Consider the following 25,940-nt stretch of genomic DNA (forward strand, 5'->3'; position numbering starts at 1 on the left):
CATGGCGGAGAAATCCCAGCCCTCGGCGAACTACCGCACCTGGCCGGTCATTCTGGCACTCGCCATCGTCAGCCTGCCGCTGGTGCTGATGTATGCCTATCTCTTCATCGATACGGTCACCGACAAGCAACCGGCCGCGCTGATGCCGGATACGCTTACCCTGCGGCACTGGACATTCCTTTGGCAGACGCCGCCTGGAAGGCCGAACATCTGGCTGGTGACGCTGAACACGCTGATCTTCACGGCGAGCACGACGGCCGTCGTACTCCTCGTCTCTTCCATGGCGGGCTATGTGCTATCGCGGTTGAACGTGCCTGCCCGCGGTTTCTTCCTTGCCGGCGTCATGGTGCTGCACGCCTTCCCGTCGGTCACACTCATCATCGCGATCTTCATCGTACTGCAGATGGTCGGCCTTTATAATTCACTGATCGGCGTCATCCTTGTGAAGGCCGCGATCGACCTGCCACTCGGCATATGGCTGATGAAAGGCTTCTACGACAGCGTGCCCTGGGAGATAGAAATGGCCGGCGTCGTCGACGGCGCCTCGCGCTTCCGGGTCTGGCGCAGTCTCGTGCTGCCGCAGGTGCGTCCGGCGATCATGGCGCTGGCGCTCTTCTCCTTCCTTTCGAGCTGGGGAGAATTCATCCTGCCGCAGGTATTGGCCCCAGGCGGTCAGGTACAGGTGCTGTCGGTCTACCTTTCGGGGCTGATCGCCGATGACAATAATTTCGACTTCGGCACCTTCAAGGCGGTAGGCGTGTTCTACGTGATCCCGGTGCTGCTGCTTTACGGATTCTTCCACAAATATCTCATGAATATCTATGGCGGCGGGAGCAAAGGCTGATGCGAATCCTCCTCGACAATTTCTCGAAGAGCTTCGGCGCCACCAAGGTCATCGAAAACATGAACCTGGAAGTGGCCCACGGCGAGATGCTGGCCCTGCTCGGTCCTTCAGGCTGCGGCAAGTCGACGACGCTCTTTGCCATCTGCGGCATCCATCGCCCGACCGGGGGCCGCATCCTCTTCGGCGACCGCGATGTTACCGATCTCCCGAGCCAGGTGCGTAATGTCGGCGTCGTGTTTCAGTCCTACGCGCTCTATCCGCACATGACGGTTGCCGAAAACATCGGCTTTCCGCTGAAGGTCAAGGCAATACCCTCAGCCGACATCCGCAAGGAGGTCGACCGCATCGCCGCTCTCGTGCAGATCGGCAACCTGATGGGCCGTCGCCCCTCTGAGCTTTCCGGCGGTCAGCAGCAGCGCGTGGCGCTCGCCCGCGCGCTGATCCGCAAACCGGACGTCCTGCTTCTCGATGAGCCACTCGCCAATCTCGACGCAAAGCTCCGGCTGGAGATGCGCTCGGAAATCCGTCGCATCCAGCGCGAGACGGGCATCACCGCGATCCTGGTCACCCACGACCAGGTGGAAGCCATGAGCATGTGCGACCGCATCGCCATCATGAAAGAAGGTGAGATCATACAGATCGCAACACCGGCAGAGATGTATAACGACCCACGCACCGCCTTCGTTGCCGGCTTCCTGGGAAACCCGCCGATCACCTTCCTGCATGGCGTGGCTGCAAAGGGTGTCTTCTCCATTCCAGGCAGCGAGATCAAAGTTCCACTCCCCGCTTGCGTTGACGCCTCGGATGGCGCCAAGCTGACGCTCGGCGTGCGGCCGGAGCACTACAATCCAACCGGCGACGTGCCGGTCACAGGCGTCGTGAACTTCGCCGAAACGCAGGGCCGGGAAAATCTTTATGACGTGCGGATTGCTGGGGGACCACTGCTGCGCTCCATCCAGCCTGTCCGTCACGACATCAAGATCGGCGACGAGGTCACCTGGGCAATCGACAGCCGCAACGTGTTCATTTTCGACGAAAACGGACGGAGGCTCTGATGCAACGCGATTTCTCAGCCTTCTTCGAGCGTTACGGCTGGCCCGCCGGCAGGGGCCGGCTGCCTCTGTGCATCGGCCATCGAGGCGCAAGCGGGTATGCCCGCGAAAATACGCTCGCCGCCTTCCGCCTGGCGGCGGACCTCGGGGCAGAAATGTGGGAGCTCGACACGCAGTTGACCAAGGACGGCGTCGTCGTCGTTTCCCATGACGACCATCTCGAGCGCGTCTACGGCGTGGGCAAGCGTATTTCAAAGATGATGGCAACCGAGCTTGCCGCACTGGACGGCGTCGACGTCCCGACCTTCGAGGCGGTCGCCGACCTTGCCCGCGAGACCGGGACCGGGCTCTATGTTGAGCTGAAAGCACCGGGAAGCGGCCTCGCCTGCTGGCAGCAACTGCTCGAAAAGGGCCAGCGATTCGCCTGCCTCGGCTCCTTCGACACCGCACAGGTGCGCGCGCTTCGCCAAGCCGGTTGCGACTATCCGCTGTCTGTGCTTGTTCGCGTCGGCGATAACCCGCACGTCATCGGCGACGAGGCGGATGCCGATATCTTGCATCTTTGCTGGGAACGCGCCGGCGAGCGGCCGCAGGACCTGGTCACCCCGGCACTGATGGAGCGCGCCTTCGCACGAGGCCGCGAGATCGTTTTGTGGCATGAGGAAAGACGGCCGATCCTCGATGAGATCATGAAGCTGCCGGTGCTGGGTATCTGCACGGATCAGCCCGATATGATGCGCAACGTGCCGGGTGGGGAAAGTAAGTTTGGCAGACAAGGATAAAGGTCCGCGCAGAGTAACGTCCTTCGACGTGGCGCGTGTGGCGGGCGTCTCGCGCGCGGCCGTATCGCGCGCCTTCACGCCGGATGCGAGCGTTTCGCCGAAGACTCGCGAAAAGGTCTATCAAGCGGCCAAGGAGCTCGGCTACCGCGTCAACTACCTCGCCCGGAGCCTGACGAACAAGCGCTCCGATCTCGTCGGCGTCGTCGCCGCCGGGCTCGACAACCCATTCCGCACGCTTCAGATCGAACATCTGGCGCGTACGCTCATTTTCCGCAATTTCCGTCCGATCCTGTTGCCGACCTCCAAGGAAGCGGATACCTCGACCGTCATCGGTCAGCTTCTGCATTATGCCGTCTCCGGCGTAATCGTGACATCGGACGCGCCGCCGACGGAAATCTGCGAGCAGTGCGCCGCCGAGGGTGTGCCGATCGTGCTGATCAACAAGGGCGACGAGATTCCCTTTGTCGACCGCATCATTTCCGATGACCACACCGCAGGAAATCTGGCCGCCGATCACCTGGTCGATAAAGGCGCCAAGCGTCTCGCCGCAATTGCCGCGTCCTCCGTCTCCTACACGGCACGCCGCCGCTGCGAGGCCTTCCTTGCCCGCTGCCGCCAGCGCGGCCTCGAGGCGCAGCTCTTCACCGTCGCCCTAAACGACTATCAAAGCGGCTTTAACGCGGCATCCGGGCTCATCTCCTTGGGAATCGACGGCGTCTTCTGCGCCAACGACTACATGGCCTGCGGCGTGATTGACCGTCTGATGTCGGGCCGCAGCCGCGAAGACGGGCCCGCCATGCGCGTGATCGGCCATGACAATATCCCCCAGGCAAGCTGGGCTGCCTATGAGCTCACAACCATCCGCCAGCCTTGCGACCTTCAGGCCGACCAGGCGATCGGCCTGCTGATGAGCCGCATGGCTAAGCCGGATATGACGGCGCGCGTAGAATTCACGCCCGTTTCGTTGATCAAGAGAAGGACTGCCTGATGAGTTCCGCATTCGATCTCTCCGCCCTTGAGGCTCGCGCTGCGGCTGCGATAGAAATCGCACGTCACGTTGGCCGCGAGGCGGCCCGCTTCCGCGCGGAAAAGGGTTCGGGATTGAAGGTCGAAAACAAGGGCCTGCAGGATTTCGTGACCGTCGCCGACCGCAATGCCGAGCGGGCCATTTGCGACGGGCTGCTCGGGTTGTTCCCGCAAGACACCTTTGTGGGTGAGGAAACCGGCGGCGGAGCCGGCAGCACTGGGACCTGGGTGGTCGATCCGATCGACGGTACGACGAACTACATTCGAGGCCTCCCCCACTGGGGCGTCTCGATCGCATTTTGCGCCGAAGGCCGCCTGGAGATCGGCGTCGTTTACGATGCCGCCAAGGATTCTGTTGTCTCGGCAATCCGCGGCAGGGGCGCGTTTCGCGAGGGGACACCCATTCGTGCGGCAGCGACGAGCGATCCGGCCAATGCCATCTGCATCCTCGGCCATTCGCGCAAAACGAGCTTCGACGAGCACCTTTCCGTCTCCCGGCGCCTGCATGAGCGCGGCATGGACTACCGCCGCATGGGCGCGGCCGCGATCGACCTCCTACGTGTCGCCGAGGGTGCGGCTGATCTCTATTACGAGCGGCATCTGAACGCATGGGATATGCTCGCAGGCGCACTGATCGCTTTCGAAGCGGGCGCGAAAGTCGCCATGCCCGCGTTATCGGCTCTTCTGTTCGAAGGCGGCCCGGTCGTCGCCTATTCGCCGGGGCTTGCCCGGGAATTTGAATTCATCATGGAGATCGAGGACCTGGCGCCGGTGACGGACTAGCCAGACTGCCATGCACCGCCCAGGCGCGGGCTGGCTGCGCTTGTCGTCGGGAGCAACCGCGTAAGAGGAGATTGCCAATGAAAACCGTCTTTGTTCTCTTCGATTCCCTCAATCGCCACATGCTCGGCTGCTACGGCGGATCTCGAATACCCACGCCAAACTTTGACCGCCTTGCCGGGCGCTCGATGGTCTATGACAAGCATTATGTAGGCTCGCTGCCCTGCATGCCGGCACGGCGGGATCTCCTGACAGGGCGTCTGACTTTTCTGCATCGCAGTTGGGGGCCTCTCGAACCATTTGACAATGCCTTTCCAGAGCTTCTCAAGCAGAAGGGCGTGCATAGCCACCTGGTCACCGATCACTACCATTATTGGGAAGACGGCGGCGCGACCTATCACAATCGGTATACGACCTTCGAGTTCGTGAGAGGTCAGGAGTCGGATCCGTGGAAGGCAATGGTGCAGCCCCATTGGGAGCGTCTTCGGGAGAAATATCACGAAGCGCAGACCGGTGGCGGCCCGATCAGCAAGTACGGGCCATACATGATCAATCGAGAATTCATCAGGCAAGAAAAGGACTTTCCCTCTGTGCAGTGCTTTGCGCATGGTTTGGAGTTTCTCGATCTCAATCGCGAGGCTGATGACTGGCTCCTACAGATCGAAACATTCGATCCGCACGAACCCTTCTTCGCGCCGGAGCGCTTCAAGGAACCCTTCAAAACCGGATGGAATGGGCCCATCCGTGATTGGCCCCGCTATGGACGGGTCGAGGAGCTGCCGGAAGAAGCTGATGAACTCAGAGCGAACTATTACGCGATCGTGTCGCTATGCGATTTTCTGCTCGGCCAGCTGCTCGATTACTTCGATACCCACGATATGTGGAAAGGCACCGCTCTCATCGTCACAACCGATCACGGGTTCCTTCTCGGGGAACACGATTTTTGGGCCAAGAACCGTATGAACATGTACGAGGAGATCGTACACATCCCCTTGTTCATCCATGATCCACGCAAGCCTGCTGCGGGAAGGATTGACCGGCTGACCCAGTCCATCGACGTCGGGCCGACATTTCTCGATATATTCGGAGTAGATGCTCCGCCTGAGACAGAGGGAGAATCGCTTCTGAAGCCGAATTCCAAGGATGCGGTTATCTTTGGCTATTTCGGCGGCGCGGTCAACGTAACCGATGGCCGCTATACCTACCACAGGTTTCCAGCCGATCTCCTGAAGCAGGATATCTATCAGTATACAGTTATGCCTACGCACATAACGCGGCCGTTCACGCCGGAAGAATTATCAGGGGCGACGTTAGCCAAGCCGTTTTCGTGGACCAAGGATGTTCCTCTGCTGCGGGTCCCGGTGACCGAAAGATCGCCGATGTTCGACAATTATGGGCCTGGAGCATTGCTTGAGAAACAAACGCGTCTCTATGATCTGACGATCGATCCCGGGCAGGAGACGCCCCTTCACGATCCCGCGCGGGAACGGTGGATGTTTGAGTTGATGAAGGCCCTCATGCGATCAAACGATGCGCCTGCGGAAGCCTTCAAGCGCCTCGAACTATAAGAGACGTCATTGCCCGGACGTCGCCGTGAGTATCTCGCGGCCTGCGTTCTTCGCTGACGTTCATCACGTAGCCCGCGCCCCGGAGGACGACGTGGATCTCAAGAACTATTCAAACATCCGCGCCTGACCAAACCGTGTCGAGGCGCTGCCCGGCTTTGTCGACTTCCAGAAAACCCCAGTCGGCTTGGCGGCTTGAGGAGTATCACTGTGAAAGGCCCGCCTTTGTTTGCGTCGCCATGGCATCATCGGCGAAATCGCTCACCAGACGCGGCTCGGCGTCGAAGCACGAATGGATGAGGTCGGGCGCCGCGTCGTGCGCGATCGTCTGGTCGACCAGCACAGGATTTCTTTCCGCTGCTACCGATGGTGGTTTTGGGGGCAGTGGACCGAGACGGCGACGTCTGGGCCACTCTTCATTCCGGTAGCCGGGCTTTCTCCATGTCCTGGATTCCGGCAGGCTCTGCGTCGAGCTGGAAAGGGAGTTTGCCGATCCTGCCGAAACCGGCATGGACCACGGCTCCTTGTCGCCCTTTTTGGTATCGATCTCGGCACGCGCCGCCGCAACCTTTTGAACGGCATGCGGGCAGGTTCGAAGTTTTGGTCGATCAGAGCTTCGACAACTGCCCGAAATATATCCAGCTTCGGCAGGTCCGGTTCGTCCGGCGCGATCCTCTTTCGTGCCCCGGATGAAAGTTTTGCGCTTGACGGTGCTGCCCGCGCACTGGTGGAGTAGCCGGATACTTTTTTCGTCGCTACCTAGACGTTCGGGAGTTTCGACAGGTGAATGTCTCGCATCGCGCAGGTCGTTCCGGCTTGTCCCTATCGGCGAAGACGGGTGGTTGACGGTTTCCGATTTCCCGGGCAACCGCTTCTTCAACACATTTGGCAATATCATGGCTCAACCCTTACGCCGGGCTTGCTTTTTTTGACTCTTCGACCGGCGGATGGGCCGAGCGCTACTTTCGTTTTCGTCGCGCCGTATTCTGGTAGCCCGACGCCTTGCCGCTCCGCTACGATGTTGGCGAATGGTCACCCTTCGCACTTTGCACCAGCACAGGGGAGCCGTCGCCGAGGGCGCGCGAGCGGCATTGCGGATTGCCACCCCACCTTCATCTTTATCAGCATCAGCATCTACATAATAAGCATATGCTAATTTAGATGGCCATTTCCCAGCAGTGCGGTAAAATCGAATATCAGGCGCCCTAAGCGGGAGGTGATCGCACTCCAGGTTGGCGATTCTCGCGAAAGTGCGTCACTCTTGTTTGGCAGATGACATGGAACAGAGACTAGCCGCGATCATGGCAGCCGACATGGCAGGCTACAGCCGGCTGATGGAGATCGATGAAGCAGGCACGCTTGCCCGCCTGAAAACCCACCGAATTGAGTTGATGGACCCCGCGATTGCCAAAAACAAGGGTCGCATCATCAAGACGACGGGGGACGGCATGCTTGTCGAATTCCTAAGTGTCTCCGATGCAGTGAAGTGCGCCGTGGAGATACAGCAGCGCATGAAGCGGCGCAATTCGGACGTGCCGCAGGATCGGCGGATCGAATTCAGGATCGGGATCAATCTCGGCGACATTATTTTTGACGATCAGGATATTTTCGGCGACGGTGTGAATATTGCTTCCCGCATCGAGCAGTTGGCCGACGTCGGCGGCGTCTGCATCACGGCGGCAGTGGCGACACAAATAGTCGACCGGCTTGAAGTCACGATCGAGGATTTGGGAGAGAAGACGCTCAAGAATATAAGCCGACCGGTTCATCTCTTTCGTGTCGGGCTCGAAGTGGCCGCCCTGCCCGGTCAAACGGATGACCTGGATGCGAAACGATCTGTCGCGAAACCTTCGATCGTTGTGCTGCCATTCATCAACATGAGCGGCGACCCCGATCAGGAATTCTTCGCCGACGGCCTGACAGAGGACATCATTACTGAACTATCCCGCCGTCACGAACTGTTCGTCATTTCGCGAAATTCGAGCTTTGTCTATAAAAACCACGCCGTAAACGTACGGGAAGTCGCCGAAAAGCTCGGGGCGCAGTACTTGGTGGAGGGAAGCGTCCGCAAGATTGGCGACAGGGTGCGGGTGACCGTCCAGCTCATCGACGCAGTCAACGATGCTCATATTTGGGCAGACAAATACGATAGGAAGCTTGACGACATATTCGCGATACAGGACGAGGTAACCGGAGCGATAGTGGCCACTTTACCTGGTCGCGTCGAAGCAGCCCAGCGCGACCGGCTCGGGCGAACAAAACCGGCCAATATGGCCGCATACGAGTGCGCGCTCGCCGCCAAGGTACTGCACCACAGAAGCACACCGCAGGACAACCGACAGGCGCAGCTGCTCATAGACCGTGCGGTCAAGCTTGACGCGGGTTATGCCCACGCCCATGCGTGGCGCGCATGCATTCTGGGCCAAGCTTGGGTCAACGGCTGGTGCGAAGACAAGGATGCCGTGTGGAATGAGATCGTTGCCGCGTTGGATCGGGCGCTGGCGCTGGATGACAACGACGCCGACGTCCATCGAATTTTGGCTGCGGTGAATGTAAACAACAATGCCCTCACCACAGCGCGGTATCACCAGGAGCGCGCCCTTTCCCTCAATCCTAATTACGACCTGGTCGTGGTTCAGCAAGGAGAGCTGTTGACGTGGCTAGGGCGACCTGAAGAGGGGCTGGAATGGATCCGTCGGGCAATGCGGCTCAATCCCCATCACCCCGAGCGGTTTTGGAGCCATCTTGGGAAATCGCATTTTGCTGCCCATCAGTACGGCGAGGCGATCGAAGCATTCATGCATCTGTCAGTCATGGACTACGTCCAGCACGCGTTTGTCGCCGCATGCTACGGTTGGCTTGGTGATGAGATCGCCGCGGCAGGTCATCTGGAAAAAGTTAGGGTACTTGCCCCACAATTTGACATCGACGCTTTTCTTGCAACGATGCACTACGCTCAGGAATCCGATGCCCAACACCTTCGCGAAGGCCTCGTCAAGGCGGAAGAAAGCCACCACGCCGCGCGACCAAAGGCAATTTGAATTGGCGATTTTACTGCTGCGCGACTGACTGGCGCTTGATCGAGATGCGACATCGCCCGGCCCTGTGGGCATAGATCAAGGAGATCCCGGCGACGACAATCAAAATTGCCTTCCTCACCTTAAAAATTCCCCATCGCTCATGTCTGCCTTGCTTGGGCGATCCGGTGCAGCCTGATGGGCTTTCCGAACATAATCAGGTTGCCGCCGAGCGCTAAAGCAAGACCGAGCACAGCCTCGGCGCTCCAAGCGTAGCCTTCAAAAAGTGTCGAGACCGTTAAGGCGACGAGCGGAAACAGCACCGTCGCATAGGAGGCGCGCGCCGGGCCCCATCGGCCAACGAGCGCCAGATAGGCGAGGAAGCCGACGACGCTTCCCGGGATCGCAAGATAGAGCAGCGCGCCCGCATAGACCGGCGATGGATCGAACGTGAGAGGCAGGCCGCGGACAAGCACTATGGCGCCCAGCGCCGCCACGCCGCAGACCATCGCATAGGCCGTCGTCGACGGGAGATCGAGTCCCAGCCTTTGATGGCGAGCGGAGAGGAAATTGCCGAGCGAGAAGCAATAGGTGCCTGTAAGTGCCAGCAAAAGCCCAAGTCCGCCCTCAGGCGTGGTGTCAAGCGCGCGTATCTCATCTGCAAAAAGAAGCACCAGGCCGACGAGTCCAACGGCGCCCGCCAGCATCACGCGGGCGCTTGGGCGATTTCCATGAAGGAGCCAGCCGTTCGCCGCGTTAAATAGTGTTGCCATTGCAAAAACGACTGAGACGATGCCGCTCGGCAGCATGCCGGCGGCATAATAGAAGCAGAGAAAATTGCAGCAGAACAGACAAAGGCCCTGAGCGCCGACCGTCAGCCAATGCTTCGATGGCGGTGGCGGCAGGCGCCGGCGCAGCGCCAGCAATCCAAGCAGCAGAATGGCTGCCAGCGCGAAACGATAGAGGATCGAAACCTCCGCGGGCACGATGCCGACCTGAAGCTTGATCGCATACCACGTGGTGCCCCAGATAAGGACGGTGAGAACGAAGAGAAGCGGCGCCATGAACTGTCTTTCCTGTCGGAGGCATTGAACGGCGTCTTCTATGGCGCTGCACCACCTTCCGCTATCATAGACTTGCGTGACTATCGAAATCTTGCGGTCTTCGGCAGCACCCAGTTGCAGGAGATGCCGCCGCGGCCTTATGAGAAAGCATGCAAACGGGATCGATTTCATCCGCTTTGGAAGGTGTAGGCGCCAAGCTGCTGCGACAGGTTGATCTCGGCGGTGGCCTGACGATTGCGCAATGGCGAAACTTCGCCAACAGCCGCCTTTCATATCGCGATCCCGGGCATCACACCGTCAGCCTTTATCTCGATGGTACCGTGCGCCGCATGGACGGCGGACAGATGGGGATAGGCTCGTCCGGAGCGCTCTGTCTGCTGCCGGCAGATGGTGACAGCGCCTGGCATGTACTCCGCGACGTCTATTTCTGTCACATCTACATCTCTCAGGGCCGGTTCCAACGGCTGGCCGGCGAGGTCTTCGATCGCGACAGCCGGACGTTGACGCTTCCCGACCTGAGTTTCTTTTCGGACGGCTTCATTGCGGACATCATCAACGGGGCGATCCTGCCGAACGACTGGTCGGAAAGCGCCAATCGCCTTTTGCTTGCCCAGGCGGCTGATCTCATCTTACTCGAAGTGCTGCGCAAGAACGGTCCGGTCCGGTCCAGCAGCCTTGTCCTCCAGGGCGGGCTTTCACCCCACGTTTTGAAACGCATTATACAATTGATCGATGCCGATCTCGCCGGCGACCTCAGCCTCGACCGACTTGCCGCGGAGGCAGGCCTCAGCTCCTATCATTTCGCCCGTATGTTCAAACTGACCACGGGCCAGACGCCACACCGTTTCGTGCATGAGCGGCGGCTTGCGGTGGCTTACGAAATCGTCCGAGCCGGCAAGGTCAGTATCACCGAAGTCGCAGCCGCCTGCGGATTCTCTACACCGGCGCATTTCGCCGCCAGCTTCAAGGCGAAATTCGGCACGAGTCCGTCCGCTATCCGCGTCTGACGGCACGCAAAGGTGTCCTGTCGACAGGCCAACGATGCTGCAAAATCGCCGGAACTTCGTCGGCGCTGCGGGTCTGGCTGCGGCAAACGTTGCGGTTGTCGGTCCGCCTGTCGAATTTCGGCTGCATGAGCCTTGGAGGAAGACCGGAATTACCATTCGAAGGCGGTTGGGTGGAAATTTCCGGCAGTGTTCAAAAAAAGCCGCGCCGCCGCACGCCGCGGCTTCTGCATCAATCAATTCCGCTGACCGTCTCTTTTGCGCGCAAGCGTCAGCAAAAGTCCCTTCAGCTCCGGCTCCTGCACACGCCTTGCGGCCTCATAGCAGGAGACCCACTCCCGCCTTCGTTGACCGTTCTCGCGAAAATCCGCCTCCGTCCCGTCGACCTTCAGCAAGTGCACTTGAACGATGCAGGGCACCTGCCTACCGGTATCCAGCTTCTTCAGGTAGGTGAAATAGCCGAATGGTTTCTTTTTCACCTTGCCGCGAATACCGGCCTCCTCAAGCGCTTCCTGCGCGGCGGCTTGGTAATCCTTCTTTCCTTCAATCGGCCAGCCTTTCGGTATGATCCATCGGCCACTTTCGCGCGATGTCACGACCAGAACCTGAAAGCCGTCGGGGGCTGGCCGATAACAAAGCGCCGCACATTGCTCATAACAAGGCTGAGACAGCGCATCGTAATGCTCTGCCAGTTTTCCAAGAAATGTGCGGCTCTTCTTGCCAGCCATTTTCTTTTGCGGGCTGATAACGCTGGTCCTCATGGCTGTGCGGTGGCGGTGCTCGATTAAATCGCCTTGGTGCCCATTCTGTTCCCCATGCGAATTACTTTCAGGCTCCTCTGACCGATCCGCGCCAAACCAGTTCGGCATGCAACCTCAGGGACTGGCTTTCAGACCGACTTTCGGCATCTTTTCCAAGCCAAGCGACAGCTTGCCTGGCAATCGCCTGTACGGGTTGCGCGAACGTCGTCAACTGGTAGGAAGACCAGGACGCCTGCTCGATATCATCAAATCCGACAATGCAAAGCTGATCTGGAATCGCCACGGAAAACTGATGGCGAGCTGCGTCCATGAAACCACAGGCAAGAAGATCAGTGGCGCAAAATACGGCGTCCGGGCGGTCCTTTCTGGTCAACATGCGCTGCGCCAGGATTTGGCCAGCCTCGTAGCCCGTCCAGCCGTAACGCTCAACCATGATGTCCAAGCCGAAGGTTTTGGCAGCGGCAACGAAACCGTGTTCGCGCGCCATGAGGCTAGGCGTGCCTGCTTCGGAGTTCGCGAACGCAAGCCTGCGGCAGCCGGCGCGAAGAAAGGCTGTTACCACTCGTCCCGCTGCTTCATGATCATCAAGGTTGATGCGAAGCGGACCAGGCTGATCATCGTCGCGATTAATCAGGACGAGCCTTTGTCCGTTTCTCAGGCAAAGCTGCGTAATCGACTTATCCGGCAAACCGGACAGAATGATTGAAGCATCGGCACGGTACCGAATGGCTTGGCTCAAAGCCCGATCTACACTCCCGTCCGACCTGTCCGTGTTCACGAGCATCGCAACCTTGCCGACGCTCTGCAGCTGCTGAGTCAATTCCCGCAGCAGCGCCGAGCGATAGGGTGTGGCGACCTCTGAAGCGATCAGACAGACGATGCCGCTTTCGTTGCGCATCAATCCGCGCGCCAGATGGTTGACGTGATAGCCGAGCGCGTCGGCGGCTTCCATTACCTTGCGCCTTGTTTCAGCCGATACGCTCGCGCCGGGCGTGAAAGCCCGCGAAACAGCCGAGCGCGACACCCCTGCTCTTTTGGCGACTTCGTCAGCGCTGACAAAAATCTTGGACGACACAGCTCCTCCCATCCCCTGATGGGATTTTGCTATGCTTTGCAATGGCGTGCAAGCTATCCTGCAGCGGATAATGATGCCAGTCGTTGAAGAATGCAATTGACAGCCTTTGATGTCTCATGCACCATTTGCACACGCTTGCAAAGAGCGAACGGCGTGGAGGCGTCGCGATACTCAGGAGGAAATAATGGGTTCGGTAAAAATTGCCGCGGCAGCGCTCGCCGCGAGTGTGACTTTTGGCGCCTATTCGGCCCACGCCGCCGGGGACCTCAATCTCATCTGCTCCGCAGATGTCGTCATTTGCGAGATGATGAAGGACCGTTTTGAAAAGGGAACGGATGTTAGAGTGAATATGGTTCGGCTGTCGTCCGGCGAAACCTATGCGAAAATCCGCGCCGAGGCGCGTAACCCCAAAACCGACATCTGGTGGGCGGGCACGGGCGATCCGCACCTCCAGGCCGCAAGCGAAGGGCTGACACAGGAATACAAGTCGCCACTGCTCGACCAGCTTCAGGACTGGGCAAAGAAGCAGGCAGAAAGCGCCAACTTCCGGACGGTAGGCGTTTATGCTGGCGCGCTCGGCTGGGGCTATAACACTGACGTGCTGCAGAAGAAGGGACTGAAAGAACCAAAATGCTGGGCAGATCTCCTGGATCCGTCCTACAAGGGTGAAATCCAGATCGCAAATCCCAATTCGTCAGGCACCGCCTATACCGCCCTTGCGACGCTCGTCCAGATCATGGGTGAAGACAAGGCGTTCGAATATCTCGGCAAGCTCAACGCCAACATCTCGCAATATACCAAGTCCGGCTCGGCGCCGGTCAAGGCAGCCGCTCGCGGCGAAGCGACGATCGGCGTGGTGTTCATGCACGATGCGGTTGCCCAGACAGTCGAGGGCTTCCCGGTCAAATCGGTCGCTCCTTGCGAGGGGACCGGCTACGAAGTCGGCTCCATGTCGATCATCAAGGGCGCCAAGAACCTCGATAACGCCAAAAAATGGTACGACTGGGCACTGTCTGCGGACGTTCAAACACACATGAAGGATGCGAAGTCCTTCCAGCTGCCGTCCAACAAGTCGGCGACGGTGCCGAAGGAATCGCCGAAGTTCGAGGACATCAAGCTGATCGACTACGACTTCAAGACCTACGGCGAGCCGGACAAGCGCAAGGCATTGCTTTCGCGTTGGGACAAGGAAATCGGCGCGAAGGCAAACTGAAGCCTTGATAGGGGCGACGCCGGCTGGCGCAAGCCGCCGGCTGTCAAGTCGATGCGGCCGAGCCTGGAGCGGACGTCATGAAGAACCACAATCGCCGGCTGGATATCGCCCTCGTCTTTGCTGTTGCCGCTCTGATGCTGCTCCCGTGGTATCGGATCGAAGGCGGCTTCTTCGGACTTGGCTGGCTGTCGGCTTTTCCGGGTGAGGCCTCCACGGCGCCCGGCATGCTCCAGATCGTCCAGCACGGCCGATGGTGGCTCGCGATCGCCGCCTTGCTTGTCTTGCTTGGGGGCGTCGCGCGCTTCCTTTCCGATCCGGCGCAACGTGGCACACTGCTTTCCTGGGCTGGTGGCCTCGGCCTTTTCGTTCTGGCGCTTCAGGGGCTTGCGATCGGCTTTTCCGGTTGGACCTGGACGGTCAGCGAAAGCCTCTTTGGCGCATTGCCGGTCGGCCAACCCTCCATGGGGGCCGGAGCGGTTGTTATCGGCCTCGTTTTCGTGCTGCTCTTCGCCTTTGGCCTCGCCGAGCGCGGCATCCTGAAGGGTGACGCCTTCGTCGCCGGCGCCATCGCCATGCTCGTGCTGCTCGTCACAGTTTTCGTCTTCTATCCGATCGGCAGCATGTTCGTCGGCGCGTTCCAGGATTTCGACGGCTCCTTCAATCCGGACGGCTTCATCAGCAATATTCAGGATCCGTCCCTCTGGAGCCTCGGCTGCATCGCCGGCGCAGGGCACTGCGGTGTCGCCTGGCGCACTTTGTGGCTTGCAATCATGACGGCGGCAGGCTCAACGACACTCGGGCTTTGCTTTGCCCTCGTCACAACCCGCACACGCTTTCCGTTCAAGAAGGGCCTGCGGCTGCTGACGATCCTGCCGATCATCACGCCGCCCTTCGTCGTCGGCCTTGCACTGACCTTGCTTTTCGGCCGCTCCGGCGTTGCGACGCAGTTCGTCTCCTCCTTGCTCGGCCTTGAACCCGGCCGCTGGCTCTATGGCCTGACCGGCATCTGGATTGCCCAGGTGCTCTCCTTCACGCCGATCTCCTTCCTGGTTCTCATCGGCGTCGTTGAGGGCGTCAGCCCATCGATGGAAGAGGCATCACAGACGCTGCGCGCCGATCGTTGGCGTACCTTCTGGCGTATCTCGCTGCCGCTGATGAAGCCGGGCCTGGCGAATGCGTTCTTGATCGGATTCATCGAGAGCATGGCCGATTTCGGCAATCCACTCGTACTCGGCGGCAGCCATGGCGTGCTGTCGACCGAAATCTTCTTTGCCGTCGTCGGCTCGCAAAACGACCCGTCGCGCGCCGCAGTCCTTGCCCTGGTCCTGCTGTGCTTCACGCTTTCGGCGTTCCTGGCCCAGCGCTTCTGGCTGTCGGGCAAGAATTTCGCGACGGTGACCGGCAAGGGCGATTCGGGCCGACACATCGCGCTGCCGCATGGCCTTTCGATCGCCGTCCATGCAATCGTCATCCCCTGGATGATCTTTACGATCGTCGTCTATGCGATGATCCTTTTCGGCGGGTTTGTGCGCACCTGGGGCCTCGACAACACGCTGACATTTCAACACTACATCCGCGCCTTCTCGATCGGGTTGCGGGATGACGGCGGCCTGGCATGGACTGGGGTTGCCTGGAATTCGTTCTGGACAACAATGGAAATTGCTCTGATCTCCGCCCCGCTCACCGCTGCGGTCGGCCTTTTGACCGCCTATCTCATCGTGCGGCAGAGATTTGCCGGGCGGAATCTTTTCGAATTCGCGCTGATGATGAGCTTTGCAATCCCCGGCACCGTCATCGGTATCAGCTACATCATGGCCTTCAACTTGCCGCCGCTCGAAATGACCGGCACGGCGCTGATCCTCGTCGCGTGCTTCGTTTTCCGCAACATGCCGGTTGGCGTACGCGGTGGCGTGGCGGCCATGAGCCAGTTGGACAAGAGCCTCGATGAAGCCTCGCTGACGCTGGGCGCCGACAGTTTTCGCACGATCCGCAAGATCATCCTGCCGTTGCTGCGGCCAGCCATTACCGCAGCGCTCGTCTATTCCTTCGTGCGCGCGATCACCTCGATCAGCGCCGTCGTTTTCCTCGTCAGCGCTCAGTACAACATGGCGACATCCTATATCGTCGGCCTCGTCGAAAACGGTGAATACGGCGTGGCCATTGCCTATTCTTCGGCGTTGATCGTCGTCATGGTCGCCGTCATCGCAGGATTCCAGTTTATGGTCGGCGAACGGCGGCTTCGACGCGAAAGCCGCGTTGGTCTTGCCGTCCCGACCGCCATCGCTGCCGGCCCGATTGGCCAGGAGAAAACCGCATGAGCGTCAACAAACCCGGTTCCGTCGTCTTCGAGAACGTCCGCAAGACCTTCGGCGCCTTCACCGCCATATCCGACCTGTCGCTGACAATCGAGCCCGGCACGCTGGTAACGCTGCTCGGTCCTTCGGGTTGCGGAAAGACGACGACGCTGCGCATGCTGGCAGGTCTTGAACTTCCTTCGGCGGGCCGCATCCTTATCGGCGGCAAGGATGTGACGATGCTTCCGGCCAATGAGCGCGATGTCTCGATGGTTTTCCAGTCCTATGCGCTCTTTCCGCACATGACGGCACTCGACAACGTCGCTTATGGCCTCGAATCCTCGGGGTTGAAGCGCAAGGAGGCCCGCGAGCGCGCCGAAGACGGTCTGACGCTCGTCGGTCTTTCCGGGATGGGCCAGCGCCTGCCTGCCGAACTCTCCGGAGGTCAGCAGCAGCGTGTTGCCGTTGCCCGCGCGCTGGTGCTCGAACCGCAGGTGCTGCTCCTCGACGAGCCGCTGTCGAACCTCGATGCCCGGCTTCGCCGCCGGGTGAGAACGGAGATCCGCGATTTGCAGCAGCGGCTCGGCTTCACCGCCGTCTACGTTACCCACGACCAGGACGAGGCGCTTGCCGTCTCCGACCAGATCATCGTCATGAAGGACGGTGAAGTCGCCCAGAAGGGCGCGCCGCGCGACCTCTACGATCAGCCGGTATCGGCATTCATCGCAGATTTCATGGGCGAGGCAAATGTCGTGGCCTGTGATGTTGTTGGCACCGAAGGCGGAGAAGCCACGATCAACGTCGAAGGTCACTTGCATCGCGTCCCCGGCCGCAATGTCCGCCCCGGACCGGCTCAGCTCGCGGTGCGCCCGAACGCCATTACGCTGTCGGCGCGAAACGGCGGCGCCTTCAACGGACAGATCACGCATGCAGCCTATCTCGGCGACCGCGTGGAATACGAAGTGAAAACGAGCAACGGCACGCTTTTCGTCGTCGATCCTGCGGTCGAAAGAGCACTTCAGCCTTTGACGGAGGTTGAGATCAGCTTCAAGGATCGCGGGATTGCCATCATCGGCGGCTGAGCCGCGTTTCATCAAGGGAAGATTTCATGACATCGCATGCATCAAATCTCGAAGCCCGGCTCGCGCTTGCCGAAGCCGTAGCCCGCGAAGGGGGCGCTATGGCGCTTGATTACTTCAAGCGCCGCGAGACGCTGGTGATTGAAACCAAGCGCGATCCGCAAGATGTCGTTTCGATCGCCGACCGGGAGGTCGAAAATCTGATCCGCGGACGCTTCAACGAAGCCTATCCAGACGACGGCGTACTCGGTGAAGAATATGGGCTCGAAGCCGGCACGTCGGGCTTCACTTGGGTCGTCGATCCAATCGATGGCACCAGCCCCTTTATCAACGGCATGCCGAACTGGTGCATTTCGATTGCCTTGTTGCATGAAGGCGTTCCTGTCGTGGGTGTTATCTGCGCTCCGTGCCACGACGAGCTTTATGCGGCTGCACTGGGGCTTGGCGCAACATTGAACGGCAAGACGCTTCGGCTCGATCCCACGCGCACCATCCGCAACAGCGTAACGGGCATCGGTTCGAACAACTACGTAACGCCAGCTTTCGTGGGCAAGATGGTTGAAAGCCTGCTCGCTGCGGGCGGCAACTTTATCCGAAACGGCTCGGGCGCCCTGATGCTCGCCTATGTCGCGGCTGGCCGTCTGGTCGGCTATTACGAACCTTACATGCACGCCTGGGACTGCCTGGCAGGCTATTGTCTGGTGAAGGAAGCCGGCGGCTGGTATCAATCCTTCCCCACGGAGGGCGAAGGGCTGACGAAAGGGGCGCCGGTGCTTGCCGCCGCCCCCGGAGCTATCAAGGATCTGCGACAGGTGGCAGGCTTATGAAAGACAGATGCTGGTCAGGGCAAGAGCCGGCGCCAACTTGCGTCGATCGCTCCTTAAGCGGTACCGGCATTTCGTCTTTCGGGATTGCCGTTGAACAGGATTTCCATGGGCAATCGAGGAGGATTGTCCTTGGAATATTTGGATGCCGGCTTGCCGGCTTCACCCAACAAACAGGGAGGAACTAATGTCCATTCGTACAGTTCTCTTATCGACAGCGGCTATCGCCGTTTCGCTTGGCGCGGCACCGCAAGCGTTTGCACTCACTGAGCTGCAGTGGTGGCACGCCATGGCCGGCGCAAACAACGAAGTCGTCGAACAGATTTCAAAGGAATTCAACGCAAGCCAGGCGGACTATAAGATCGTTCCGGTCTTCAAGGGCAGCTACCCCGAAACCCTAAATGCCGGCATCGCCGCGTTCCGTGCCAAGCAGCCGCCCGCTATTCTTCAGGTGTTCGACGCCGGTAGCGGCGTTATGATGGGGGCTGAAGGCGCAATCATGCCCGCCGCCGAGGTGCTCGAAAAGGGCGGCTACAGCTTCGACAAGTCGGAATATCTGCCAGGTATCGTCGCCTATTATTCGAAGCCGGATGGCACGATGCTGTCCTTTCCTTACAATTCTTCCTCGCCGATCCTCTACTACAACAAGGATACCTTCAAGAAAGCCGGCCTGGATCCAGAAACTCCACCGAAAACGTGGCCGGAGGTGTTTGAGGCCGCCAAAAAGATCAAAGCGAGTGGCGCATCATCCTGCGGCTTGACCTCCACCTGGCTCACCTGGATCCAGACAGAGAACTTCGCAGCCTGGAACAACGTATCCTACGGTTCAAACGAAAACGGCCTTGGCGGAACCGAGGTGACGCTCGCCTTCAACAGCCCGCTTTTCGTTCAGCATTTTCAGGCGATCGCCGACCTCGCCAAGGATGACACGTTCCGCTATGGCGGGCGCACCTCGGAAGCCAAACAGCTCTTCACTTCCGGTGAATGCGGCATCATGACGGAATCGTCAGGCGGCCTCGGCGATATCGTCAAATCCGGCATGAACTACGGCATCGGACAATTGCCTTATTATGAAGGCGAAGGTCGGCCACAGAACACGATTCCCGGCGGGGCCAGTCTCTGGGTTTTTGCGGGTAAGAGCGATGCTGAATACAAGGGCATCGCCGAGTTCTTCCACTTCCTGTCGCAGACAAACGTCCAGGCGCGGCTGCATCAGGTTTCCGGCTACATGCCGGTCACGATGGCCGCTTATGAGGAAACGAAGAAGTCGGGTTTCTACGACAAGAACCCGGGGCGGCAAACGCCAATCCTGCAGATGATGGGCAAGGCACCGACGGAAAACTCCAAGGGGGTGCGCCTCCCGAACTTGCCGCAGGTCCGCGACATCATGAATGAGGAATTCGAGGCCATGCTTGCGGGAAAACAGGATGCAAAAACGGCACTCGACAAGGCTGTCGAACGCGGCAACGCTGCTATCAAGCAGGCCGTTAGCCAGTAGTCGTCGAAATGACTTGCGCCCGCGGCCCACAGGCCGCGGGCGGTTCTTCATGTCAAGGAGTTCTCCGTGCAGCGCGTTGTTTTTCCAAACAAGATGCTTCCCTATTTCCTGGTTGCTCCGCAAATTATCCTGACCGTTGTTTTCTTTTTCTGGCCGGCAAGCCAGGCCCTCTACCAGTCGGTACAGCGCGAGGATCCCTTCGGCTTGAAGAGCGGCTTCGTCGGCCTTGCAAATTTCCGCGACGTCTTTGCGGACCCCAACTATCTGCATTCTCTGCAGGTCACGATCGTCTTCAGCCTACTGACGGCATTGCTTTCGATGGTCGTGGCATTGGCGCTCGCGACTGCCGCAGATAAAGTCGTGCGTGGTCAGACCTTTTACCGAACGCTGCTGATTTGGCCTTATGCGGTCGCGCCCGCCGTGGCCGGCATGCTCTGGCTTTTCATGTTCAATCCTGCAATGGGCACGTTTGCCTATCTTCTGCGGCGTAACGGCTTCATGTGGGATCCGCTGCTCAACGGCGATCAAGCAATGATGCTTGTTGTCGTGGCGGCTGCGTGGAAGCAGATCAGCTACAACTTCCTGTTCTTCGTCGCCGGCCTGCAAGCCATTCCGAAATCGCTGATCGAGGCTGCGGCAATCGACGGAGCGCGCGGCAACCGACGTTTCTGGACGATCGTTTTCCCGCTTTTGGCACCGACGACCTTCTTCCTGCTCGTCGTCAACACCGTCTACGCCTTCTTCGATACCTTCGGCATCATCCATGCAGTCACCGGCGGCGGCCCCGCCAAGGCCACCGAAACGCTCGTCTACAAGGTCTATAATGACGGCTTCGTGAACCTCAATCTTGGCTCGTCGGCCGCTCAATCCGTCATCTTGATGATCATCGTCATTGCGCTGACCGCGTTTCAGTTCCGCTTCGTCGAGAAGCGCGTGCACTATGCGTGAGATGCGGCAATGATCGAAAAACGCCCCCTCGCCAATCTTATCGGCCATCTGATGCTGATTGTCGGCATCATCATCGTCGCGTTCCCGATCTATTACACGTTCGTCGCCTCGACAATGACGTCGGCGGAGATCATCAGGCCGCCCATCTCGCTGTTGCCCGGCGATCATTTCGTAGAGAACTACACCTCCGCACTTTCCGGCGGTGTTGAACAGGTCGTCGGAGTGAGCCTCGAGCGCCTGCTCTTCAACACATTTGTCGTGGCGGTCCTGATAGCGGTCGGAAAGATTCTGATCTCCTTTCTCTCGGCTTTCGCGATCGTTTTCTTCCGTTTCCCGTTTCGCATGGCCTTCTTCTGGATGATCTTCATCACGTTGATGCTTCCAGTCGAGGTTCGTATCCTTCCGACCTATAAGGTGATCGTCGATCTCGGCATGATCGACACCTATGCCGGATTGACACTTCCGCTGATGGCCTCTGCCACGGCGACATTTCTCTTCCGCCAGTTTTTCCTGACAATCCCAGGGGAATTACTGGAGGCGGCGCGGATCGACAGCGCCGGCCCCTTCCGCTTCATGCGCGATATACTGCTACCCTTGTCGAAGACGAATATCGCAGCGCTCTTCGTGATCCTCTTCATCTATGGCTGGACCCAGTATCTCTGGCCTTTGCTTGTCACCAATGACGCGAAGATGAATACGATCATCATCGCTCTTCGAAAGATGATGGATTTCGCCGATGCGGCAACCCCCTGGAACTACGTGATGGTGACAGCAATCCTTGCAATCATTCCGCCCATTCTCGTCGTCGTGCTCATGCAGCGCTGGTTCGTAAAAGGTCTTGTGGAGACGGAAAAGTAATGGCCAAGATCAATCTCAACGATGTCCGCAAGACCTATGGCGGCGGTATCGAAGCCATCAAGGGAGTATCGATGGAAATCGCAGACGGCGAGTTCGTCGTGCTCGTCGGGCCTTCAGGCTGCGGCAAATCAACGTTGCTGCGAATGATCGCCGGTCTCGAAGGCATCACGTCGGGCGAAATCGCCATTGGCGATCGCGTGGTCAATCGCCTGGAGCCGTCCGAGCGCGATATCGCCATGGTCTTCCAGAACTACGCGCTTTACCCGCATATGACGGTTCGGCAGAACCTTGCTTACGGCCTGAAGAACCGCAAGACACCGAAAGACGAAATCGAGCGCCGCATCGAAAAGGCTGCAAGCGCGCTCGAGATCGAGGCGTTTTTAGAGCGCAAACCGAGGCAGTTGTCGGGCGGGCAGCGTCAGCGTGTGGCGATGGGGCGCGCCATCGTGCGAGAGCCGGCCGCTTTCCTGTTTGACGAGCCGCTCTCCAATCTTGATGCCAAGCTCCGCGTACAGATGCGCGTCGAGATCAAGCGCCTGCAGCGTTCGCTGGCGACAACAAGCGTCTACGTGACCCATGACCAGATGGAGGCGATGACACTGGCCGATCGTCTTGTAGTGCTGAACGGTGGCCAGATTGACCAGATCGGCACACCAATCGAGCTTTACGAGAAGCCGGCCACGACCTTCGTTGCAACCTTTATCGGCTCGCCTTCCATGAACCTTTGGGACCGGACCGGTGACAGCAGCGGCTTCTTGCTATCGCCCAGCACCGCCCTCCCCGCCAGTGCCGTCACGCTGGGAGTCCGACCGGAGGACCTCCACATTTGGCAAGAGGGCAGAGCGGATGCGTTCAGGGCTGACGCGCGGGTTGGCGCCGTCGAGCTCGTTGGAGCGGAAAGCTATGTCCACGCTTGGCTCGCAAACGGTCAGCCGATCGTCTTCCGGGTTCCCGGCCGGTCGCGGATCGCCATTGACGAAGGTGTGTCGGTCTGCGCGGCTGCCGAAAGCCTTCACCTCTTCGACGACGGCGGCAGACGCATGACTTGGTAGACCGCCCCGAGGTGCAGGAAGCTCGCTTGCAGGCCGGAAACATCGTCATTACCTGGGTTGTCACGCTTCGTGCCGCGGCATATATCTCGGCTCTCGTCTACTGTGGGTCACGCACTCATAAATTGCTGGTGGTAGCTGCTGATGAGCCAGCCTCGCTACGAGTTGACGGATTTCGAGTGGTCGGTGATCGAGCCGCTGCTACCGAGCAAGCCGCGCGGGGTGCCTCGGGTTGACGACCGGCGTGTTCTGAATGGGATTTACTGGCGTCTTCGGACCCGGCTCGCCGTGGACGGAAATTCCCGAGCGCTACGGCCCGTATACGACCTGCTACAACCGCTTCGTCAGATGGCGCAAGGCGGGCGTATGGGACCGGCTCTTCGATGCTGTATCAAGGTTTACGATGGCGATGTGCAGATGATCGACAGCTCGTCGGTCCGGGTTCACCAGCATGGTGCCAACGGTAAAAAAGGGCGCGCGCCGGATACCGCCGGGGCGTGAGCCTGACGACAGATGCATGGGGCGCTCGCGCGGTGGACTGACCACTAAGATCCACGCGCTGGTCGATGCGCGCCCTGCCGATCGCCCTCAAGCTGACGCCCGACAAGCACACGATGGCAGGAGCGCCGCCGACATGCTCGATACGCTCGGCGGCGGCGGCGTGCTGCTCGCCGATCGCGCCTACGACAGTGATGCCTTGCGCCTCCAGATGGCCGCGCGCGGCGTATGGGCCAACATCAAGCCGATGCCCGGCCGCGAACGCCGCCCGCCGTTCAGCGCCTTCCTCTATCGCTACCGCAACCTCGTCGAACGCTTCCTCAGCAAACTCAAGCACTTCCGTGCCGTCGCCACCCGCTTCGAGAAGCACAGCGAAAACTACCTTGTTCTCGTCAAACTCGCTTCAGCCAAAATCTGGTTGCGGCTTTACGAGTCGGTGAGCTAGAAGGCCCCTCTCGGACGCTCGGAGAGGCGTTCAGGCAGGAGCCCGACCATGATCAAGATGAGCGTCTATTATCCGGCCGATGGCGGCTCGAAGTTCGATCACGATTACTACCGCACCCGCCACATGCCACTGATCCAGGAACGGCTCGGCGATGCCTGCCTGCGCTACGAGATCGATAAGGGCCTTGCGGGTCGCGAACCTGGAAGCGCGCCGCAGTTCGTCGCGGCGTGCCACGTCTACTCGCCGACCCTGGCGATATTCCAGGAGGCGTTAGGTCCCCACCGCGCGGAGATCGCCGCGGACGTGGCCAACTATACGGACATCGCGCCCATCGTGCAGATCAGCGAAGTCGTTGGAGGGTAGGGCTTCGGCGCGTCAGGCGTAGCCGTCGAACTTTCCGGGATCGGCTCAGTGCTGGCGCACCTGATCCATGGTGACGTAGCCGGTGCCGAACCGGTCGACGATCGGGAACACGGGGGTTGCCGTTGAAGCGAAAACTACCTTGCTCTCGTCAAACTCGGCTCAGCCAAAATCTGGATGCGCTTTATGAGTCGGTGACCTAGACTAGTCCACTTTGTTTGATAGCGACCGCCTGAAACAACGCCTGATGGGGTGTGAATAACCGGCCAGAGAGATCAGTGCGTTTGAGTGTTGGGCGGTGTCTGCACTGAGCCTCGGTCCGTGCAGCCAGCCCGTCGAACGCTAGGGCTCCGTGACATAAGCCTCAGCGCCGCTTTGAGAAACCTTCACGAAGTCACGGATCCTTGTCTTGGCAGTAAGCGTAAAGCCGGCACGAATGTCGTTCCTAGCGGATGATGCGATTTTCTTAAGGTCAACGACAACCGGGGATCATGCGATCGATGCGTTCTCGCGAATACACAAAATTGGTCGAACCTGCCTTGCCTAAGCGAGCAATCTCTTGGAAGCTGCTGCTTGAAGACAGGACGTGTTAACGCGTCCGGCAATGCAGATTCGAAAGATTACTTGTGGCTGTTTCATCCCCCCGCACCTTTTTGACATCGCTGTTTCACGCCGCTGTCCGTGCCGCCGATCCCTTGTCGGGCATCAAGGCGCATCTGCCTGCGAAGCCAAAAGGCCGAACGGTGGTGATCGGCGCGGGCAAGGGGGCAGCGCAAATGGCTCGCGCGCTTGAAAGCGTCTGGGACGCGCCGCTCGATGGCGTGGTCGTGACGCGCTACGGCTACGGCTGCGAAACAAAGAAGATCGACATCATCGAAGCCGCCCATCCGGTGCCGGATGCCGCTGGTCTTTCCGCATCGAAGCGGTTGGTCGAAGCGCTGAAAGATCTGACGGCAGACGATCTCGTGATCGCGCTGATCTGCGGTGGTGGCTCGGCGCTTCTGCCCGCCCCGCCCGAAGGCCTGACGCTTGAAGATGAGATCGCGCTTAATGAAAGGCTGCTGGCTTCCGGAGCGCCGATCTCGGCCATGAACGTCGTGCGCAAGCATCTATCCACCATCAAGGGCGGGCGGCTCGCGGCGGCCACGAAAGCGCGCGTCGTCAGCCTCATCGTATCGGATATCCCGGGAGACAATCCCGCCCATGTCGCCTCAGGACCCACCGTTCCCGATCGCTCCACCCGGTATGAGGCTATCGAGGTCGTCCGGCAATATGGCCTCCAGCTTCCCAAGGCAGCGCTCGATCACCTGAGCTCCCCGGCCGCAGACGCGCCCCTTCGGGACGATCCGATCTTTGCCGGACACGAACATCACATCATCGCTTCGGCCGGTGTGTCGCTCGAGGCCGCCGCTCAACTGGCCAAGTCCAACGGCATCACCCCCGTGATCCTGTCGGATTCGATCGAGGGCGAATCCCGTGACGCTGCACTGGTGCACGCGGCCATAGCCCGTGAGGTTCTTGGCCGCAACCGACCATTCGAAAAGCCTGCGGTCATCCTCTCGGGCGGAGAGACAACCGTGACACTCCGCGCCAAGGGCGGCAGAGGCGGGCGCAACGGGGAATTTGCGCTTGCCGCCGCACTCGCAATCGACGGATACGACATCCACCTCCTGGCAGCAGACACCGACGGGATCGACGGCTCGCAAGACAACGCCGGCGCATTTGCCGACGGCACCACCGTCAGGCGCCTGCGCGAAGCCGGCCTCGATCCCCGCCGCCTGCTTGATGGCAATGACAGCTATTCGGCCTTCCAGGCTATCGGCGACCTCTTCGAGACTGGCCCGACAGGCACCAACGTCAACGATTTCAGGGCGATCTTGGTTCGCTGATGGCGAAGCCAGGCG

At 59.7% G+C, this 25,940-nt stretch carries 21 protein-coding genes and 3 pseudogenes; 21 read left to right on the forward strand and 3 right to left on the reverse strand.

Features of this window, described 5'->3' with window-relative positions:
* Position 1: 1 nt before the first annotated feature.
* The 9 genes and pseudogenes from RGR602_RS29410 to RGR602_RS29440 all read left to right on the forward strand — a co-directional run bounded on the left by RGR602_RS29410 (position 2) and on the right by RGR602_RS29440 (position 9,090).
* Complete coding sequence (locus tag RGR602_RS29410; protein ID WP_040115534.1) at positions 2-844, forward strand: carbohydrate ABC transporter permease; 843 nt, start codon at positions 2-4, stop codon at positions 842-844.
* The gene (locus RGR602_RS29415) at positions 844-1,899 is read left to right on the forward strand and encodes an ABC transporter ATP-binding protein (RefSeq protein WP_040115535.1); all 1,056 of its coding nucleotides are present in this window, start codon (positions 844-846) and stop codon (positions 1,897-1,899) included. Before RGR602_RS29410 ends, RGR602_RS29415 begins: the two co-directional genes overlap by 1 nt.
* Positions 1,899-2,678, forward strand: a complete 780-nt coding sequence (locus RGR602_RS29420) for a glycerophosphodiester phosphodiesterase (RefSeq protein WP_040115536.1) — start codon at positions 1,899-1,901, stop codon at positions 2,676-2,678. Before RGR602_RS29415 ends, RGR602_RS29420 begins: the two co-directional genes overlap by 1 nt.
* Positions 2,662-3,666 (forward strand): LacI family DNA-binding transcriptional regulator, encoded by a 1,005-nt coding sequence (locus RGR602_RS29425; protein WP_040115537.1) that lies wholly within the window; start codon positions 2,662-2,664, stop codon positions 3,664-3,666. Before RGR602_RS29420 ends, RGR602_RS29425 begins: the two co-directional genes overlap by 17 nt.
* Positions 3,666-4,487 carry an inositol monophosphatase family protein gene (locus RGR602_RS29430; protein WP_040115538.1) on the forward strand — a complete coding sequence of 274 codons (822 nt, stop codon included), beginning with the start codon at positions 3,666-3,668 and terminating at the stop codon, positions 4,485-4,487. The genes RGR602_RS29425 and RGR602_RS29430 overlap by 1 nt, the downstream gene beginning before the upstream one ends.
* 77 nt (positions 4,488-4,564) lie before the next feature.
* Positions 4,565-6,052: a sulfatase gene (locus tag RGR602_RS29435; RefSeq protein ID WP_040115539.1), complete on the forward strand. Its 1,488-nt coding sequence runs from the start codon at positions 4,565-4,567 to the stop codon at positions 6,050-6,052.
* Positions 6,053-6,116: 64 nt separating this feature from the next.
* Positions 6,117-6,248, forward strand: a pseudogene (locus tag RGR602_RS38955) (glutathione S-transferase); the annotation flags it as partial.
* An 11-nt stretch (positions 6,249-6,259) separates the two neighbouring features.
* Positions 6,260-7,039, forward strand: a pseudogene (locus RGR602_RS38960) (flavin-nucleotide-binding protein); the annotation flags it as partial.
* A gap of 287 nt (positions 7,040-7,326) precedes the next feature.
* Positions 7,327-9,090, forward strand: a complete 1,764-nt coding sequence (locus RGR602_RS29440) for an adenylate/guanylate cyclase domain-containing protein (protein ID WP_040115540.1) — start codon at positions 7,327-7,329, stop codon at positions 9,088-9,090.
* A gap of 137 nt (positions 9,091-9,227) precedes the next feature.
* On the opposite strand, the gene RGR602_RS29445 is transcribed toward RGR602_RS29440, so the two are convergent.
* Entirely contained in the window at positions 9,228-10,130 is a 903-nt protein-coding gene (locus RGR602_RS29445) for a DMT family transporter (protein WP_040115541.1), read from the reverse strand.
* A gap of 149 nt (positions 10,131-10,279) precedes the next feature.
* On the opposite strand from RGR602_RS29445, the gene RGR602_RS29450 reads away from it, so the two are divergent.
* Positions 10,280-11,137, forward strand: coding sequence for a helix-turn-helix domain-containing protein (locus tag RGR602_RS29450; RefSeq protein WP_052451796.1), 858 nt, complete (start codon positions 10,280-10,282; stop codon positions 11,135-11,137).
* A 233-nt stretch (positions 11,138-11,370) separates the two neighbouring features.
* On the opposite strand, the gene RGR602_RS29455 is transcribed toward RGR602_RS29450, so the two are convergent.
* Positions 11,371-12,003 (reverse strand): NUDIX hydrolase, encoded by a 633-nt coding sequence (locus tag RGR602_RS29455; protein ID WP_323808260.1) that lies wholly within the window; start codon positions 12,001-12,003, stop codon positions 11,371-11,373.
* Positions 11,963-12,970 (reverse strand): LacI family DNA-binding transcriptional regulator, encoded by a 1,008-nt coding sequence (locus RGR602_RS29460; RefSeq protein ID WP_040115543.1) that lies wholly within the window; start codon positions 12,968-12,970, stop codon positions 11,963-11,965. Before RGR602_RS29460 ends, RGR602_RS29455 begins: the two co-directional genes overlap by 41 nt.
* Before the next feature lie 184 nt (positions 12,971-13,154).
* On the opposite strand from RGR602_RS29460, the gene RGR602_RS29465 reads away from it, so the two are divergent.
* From RGR602_RS29465 to RGR602_RS29520, 11 genes and pseudogenes are all read left to right on the forward strand, one after another.
* Positions 13,155-14,183: an ABC transporter substrate-binding protein gene (locus RGR602_RS29465; RefSeq protein WP_040115544.1), complete on the forward strand. Its 1,029-nt coding sequence runs from the start codon at positions 13,155-13,157 to the stop codon at positions 14,181-14,183.
* A 77-nt stretch (positions 14,184-14,260) separates the two neighbouring features.
* Positions 14,261-16,501, forward strand: a complete 2,241-nt coding sequence (locus tag RGR602_RS29470; protein WP_040115545.1) for an ABC transporter permease — start codon at positions 14,261-14,263, stop codon at positions 16,499-16,501.
* Positions 16,498-17,559, forward strand: coding sequence for an ABC transporter ATP-binding protein (locus tag RGR602_RS29475; RefSeq protein WP_040115546.1), 1,062 nt, complete (start codon positions 16,498-16,500; stop codon positions 17,557-17,559). Before RGR602_RS29470 ends, RGR602_RS29475 begins: the two co-directional genes overlap by 4 nt.
* 26 nt (positions 17,560-17,585) lie before the next feature.
* Positions 17,586-18,383 (forward strand): inositol monophosphatase family protein, encoded by a 798-nt coding sequence (locus tag RGR602_RS29480; RefSeq protein ID WP_040115547.1) that lies wholly within the window; start codon positions 17,586-17,588, stop codon positions 18,381-18,383.
* Between the two features lie 184 nt (positions 18,384-18,567).
* Positions 18,568-19,878, forward strand: a complete 1,311-nt coding sequence (gene ugpB, locus RGR602_RS29485) for a sn-glycerol-3-phosphate ABC transporter substrate-binding protein UgpB (protein WP_040115548.1) — start codon at positions 18,568-18,570, stop codon at positions 19,876-19,878.
* Positions 19,879-19,944: 66 nt separating this feature from the next.
* On the forward strand, positions 19,945-20,826 hold the full coding sequence (ugpA, locus tag RGR602_RS29490; RefSeq protein WP_040115549.1) for a sn-glycerol-3-phosphate ABC transporter permease UgpA: 882 nt from the start codon (positions 19,945-19,947) through the stop codon (positions 20,824-20,826).
* Between the two features lie 9 nt (positions 20,827-20,835).
* Positions 20,836-21,684 carry a sn-glycerol-3-phosphate ABC transporter permease UgpE gene (ugpE, locus tag RGR602_RS29495; RefSeq protein WP_040115550.1) on the forward strand — a complete coding sequence of 283 codons (849 nt, stop codon included), beginning with the start codon at positions 20,836-20,838 and terminating at the stop codon, positions 21,682-21,684.
* Positions 21,684-22,736 carry a sn-glycerol-3-phosphate import ATP-binding protein UgpC gene (locus tag RGR602_RS29500; protein ID WP_040115551.1) on the forward strand — a complete coding sequence of 351 codons (1,053 nt, stop codon included), beginning with the start codon at positions 21,684-21,686 and terminating at the stop codon, positions 22,734-22,736. The genes ugpE and RGR602_RS29500 overlap by 1 nt, the downstream gene beginning before the upstream one ends.
* A 141-nt stretch (positions 22,737-22,877) precedes the next feature.
* Positions 22,878-23,676, forward strand: a pseudogene (locus RGR602_RS36580) (IS5 family transposase).
* Between the two features lie 48 nt (positions 23,677-23,724).
* Positions 23,725-24,039: an EthD family reductase gene (locus tag RGR602_RS29515; protein WP_040115553.1), complete on the forward strand. Its 315-nt coding sequence runs from the start codon at positions 23,725-23,727 to the stop codon at positions 24,037-24,039.
* A gap of 623 nt (positions 24,040-24,662) precedes the next feature.
* The gene (locus RGR602_RS29520; protein ID WP_040115554.1) at positions 24,663-25,925 is read left to right on the forward strand and encodes a glycerate kinase type-2 family protein; all 1,263 of its coding nucleotides are present in this window, start codon (positions 24,663-24,665) and stop codon (positions 25,923-25,925) included.
* Positions 25,926-25,940: the final 15 nt, after the last annotated feature.

Source organism: Rhizobium gallicum bv. gallicum R602sp, from assembly GCF_000816845.1.
GTDB lineage: Bacteria > Pseudomonadota > Alphaproteobacteria > Rhizobiales > Rhizobiaceae > Rhizobium > Rhizobium gallicum.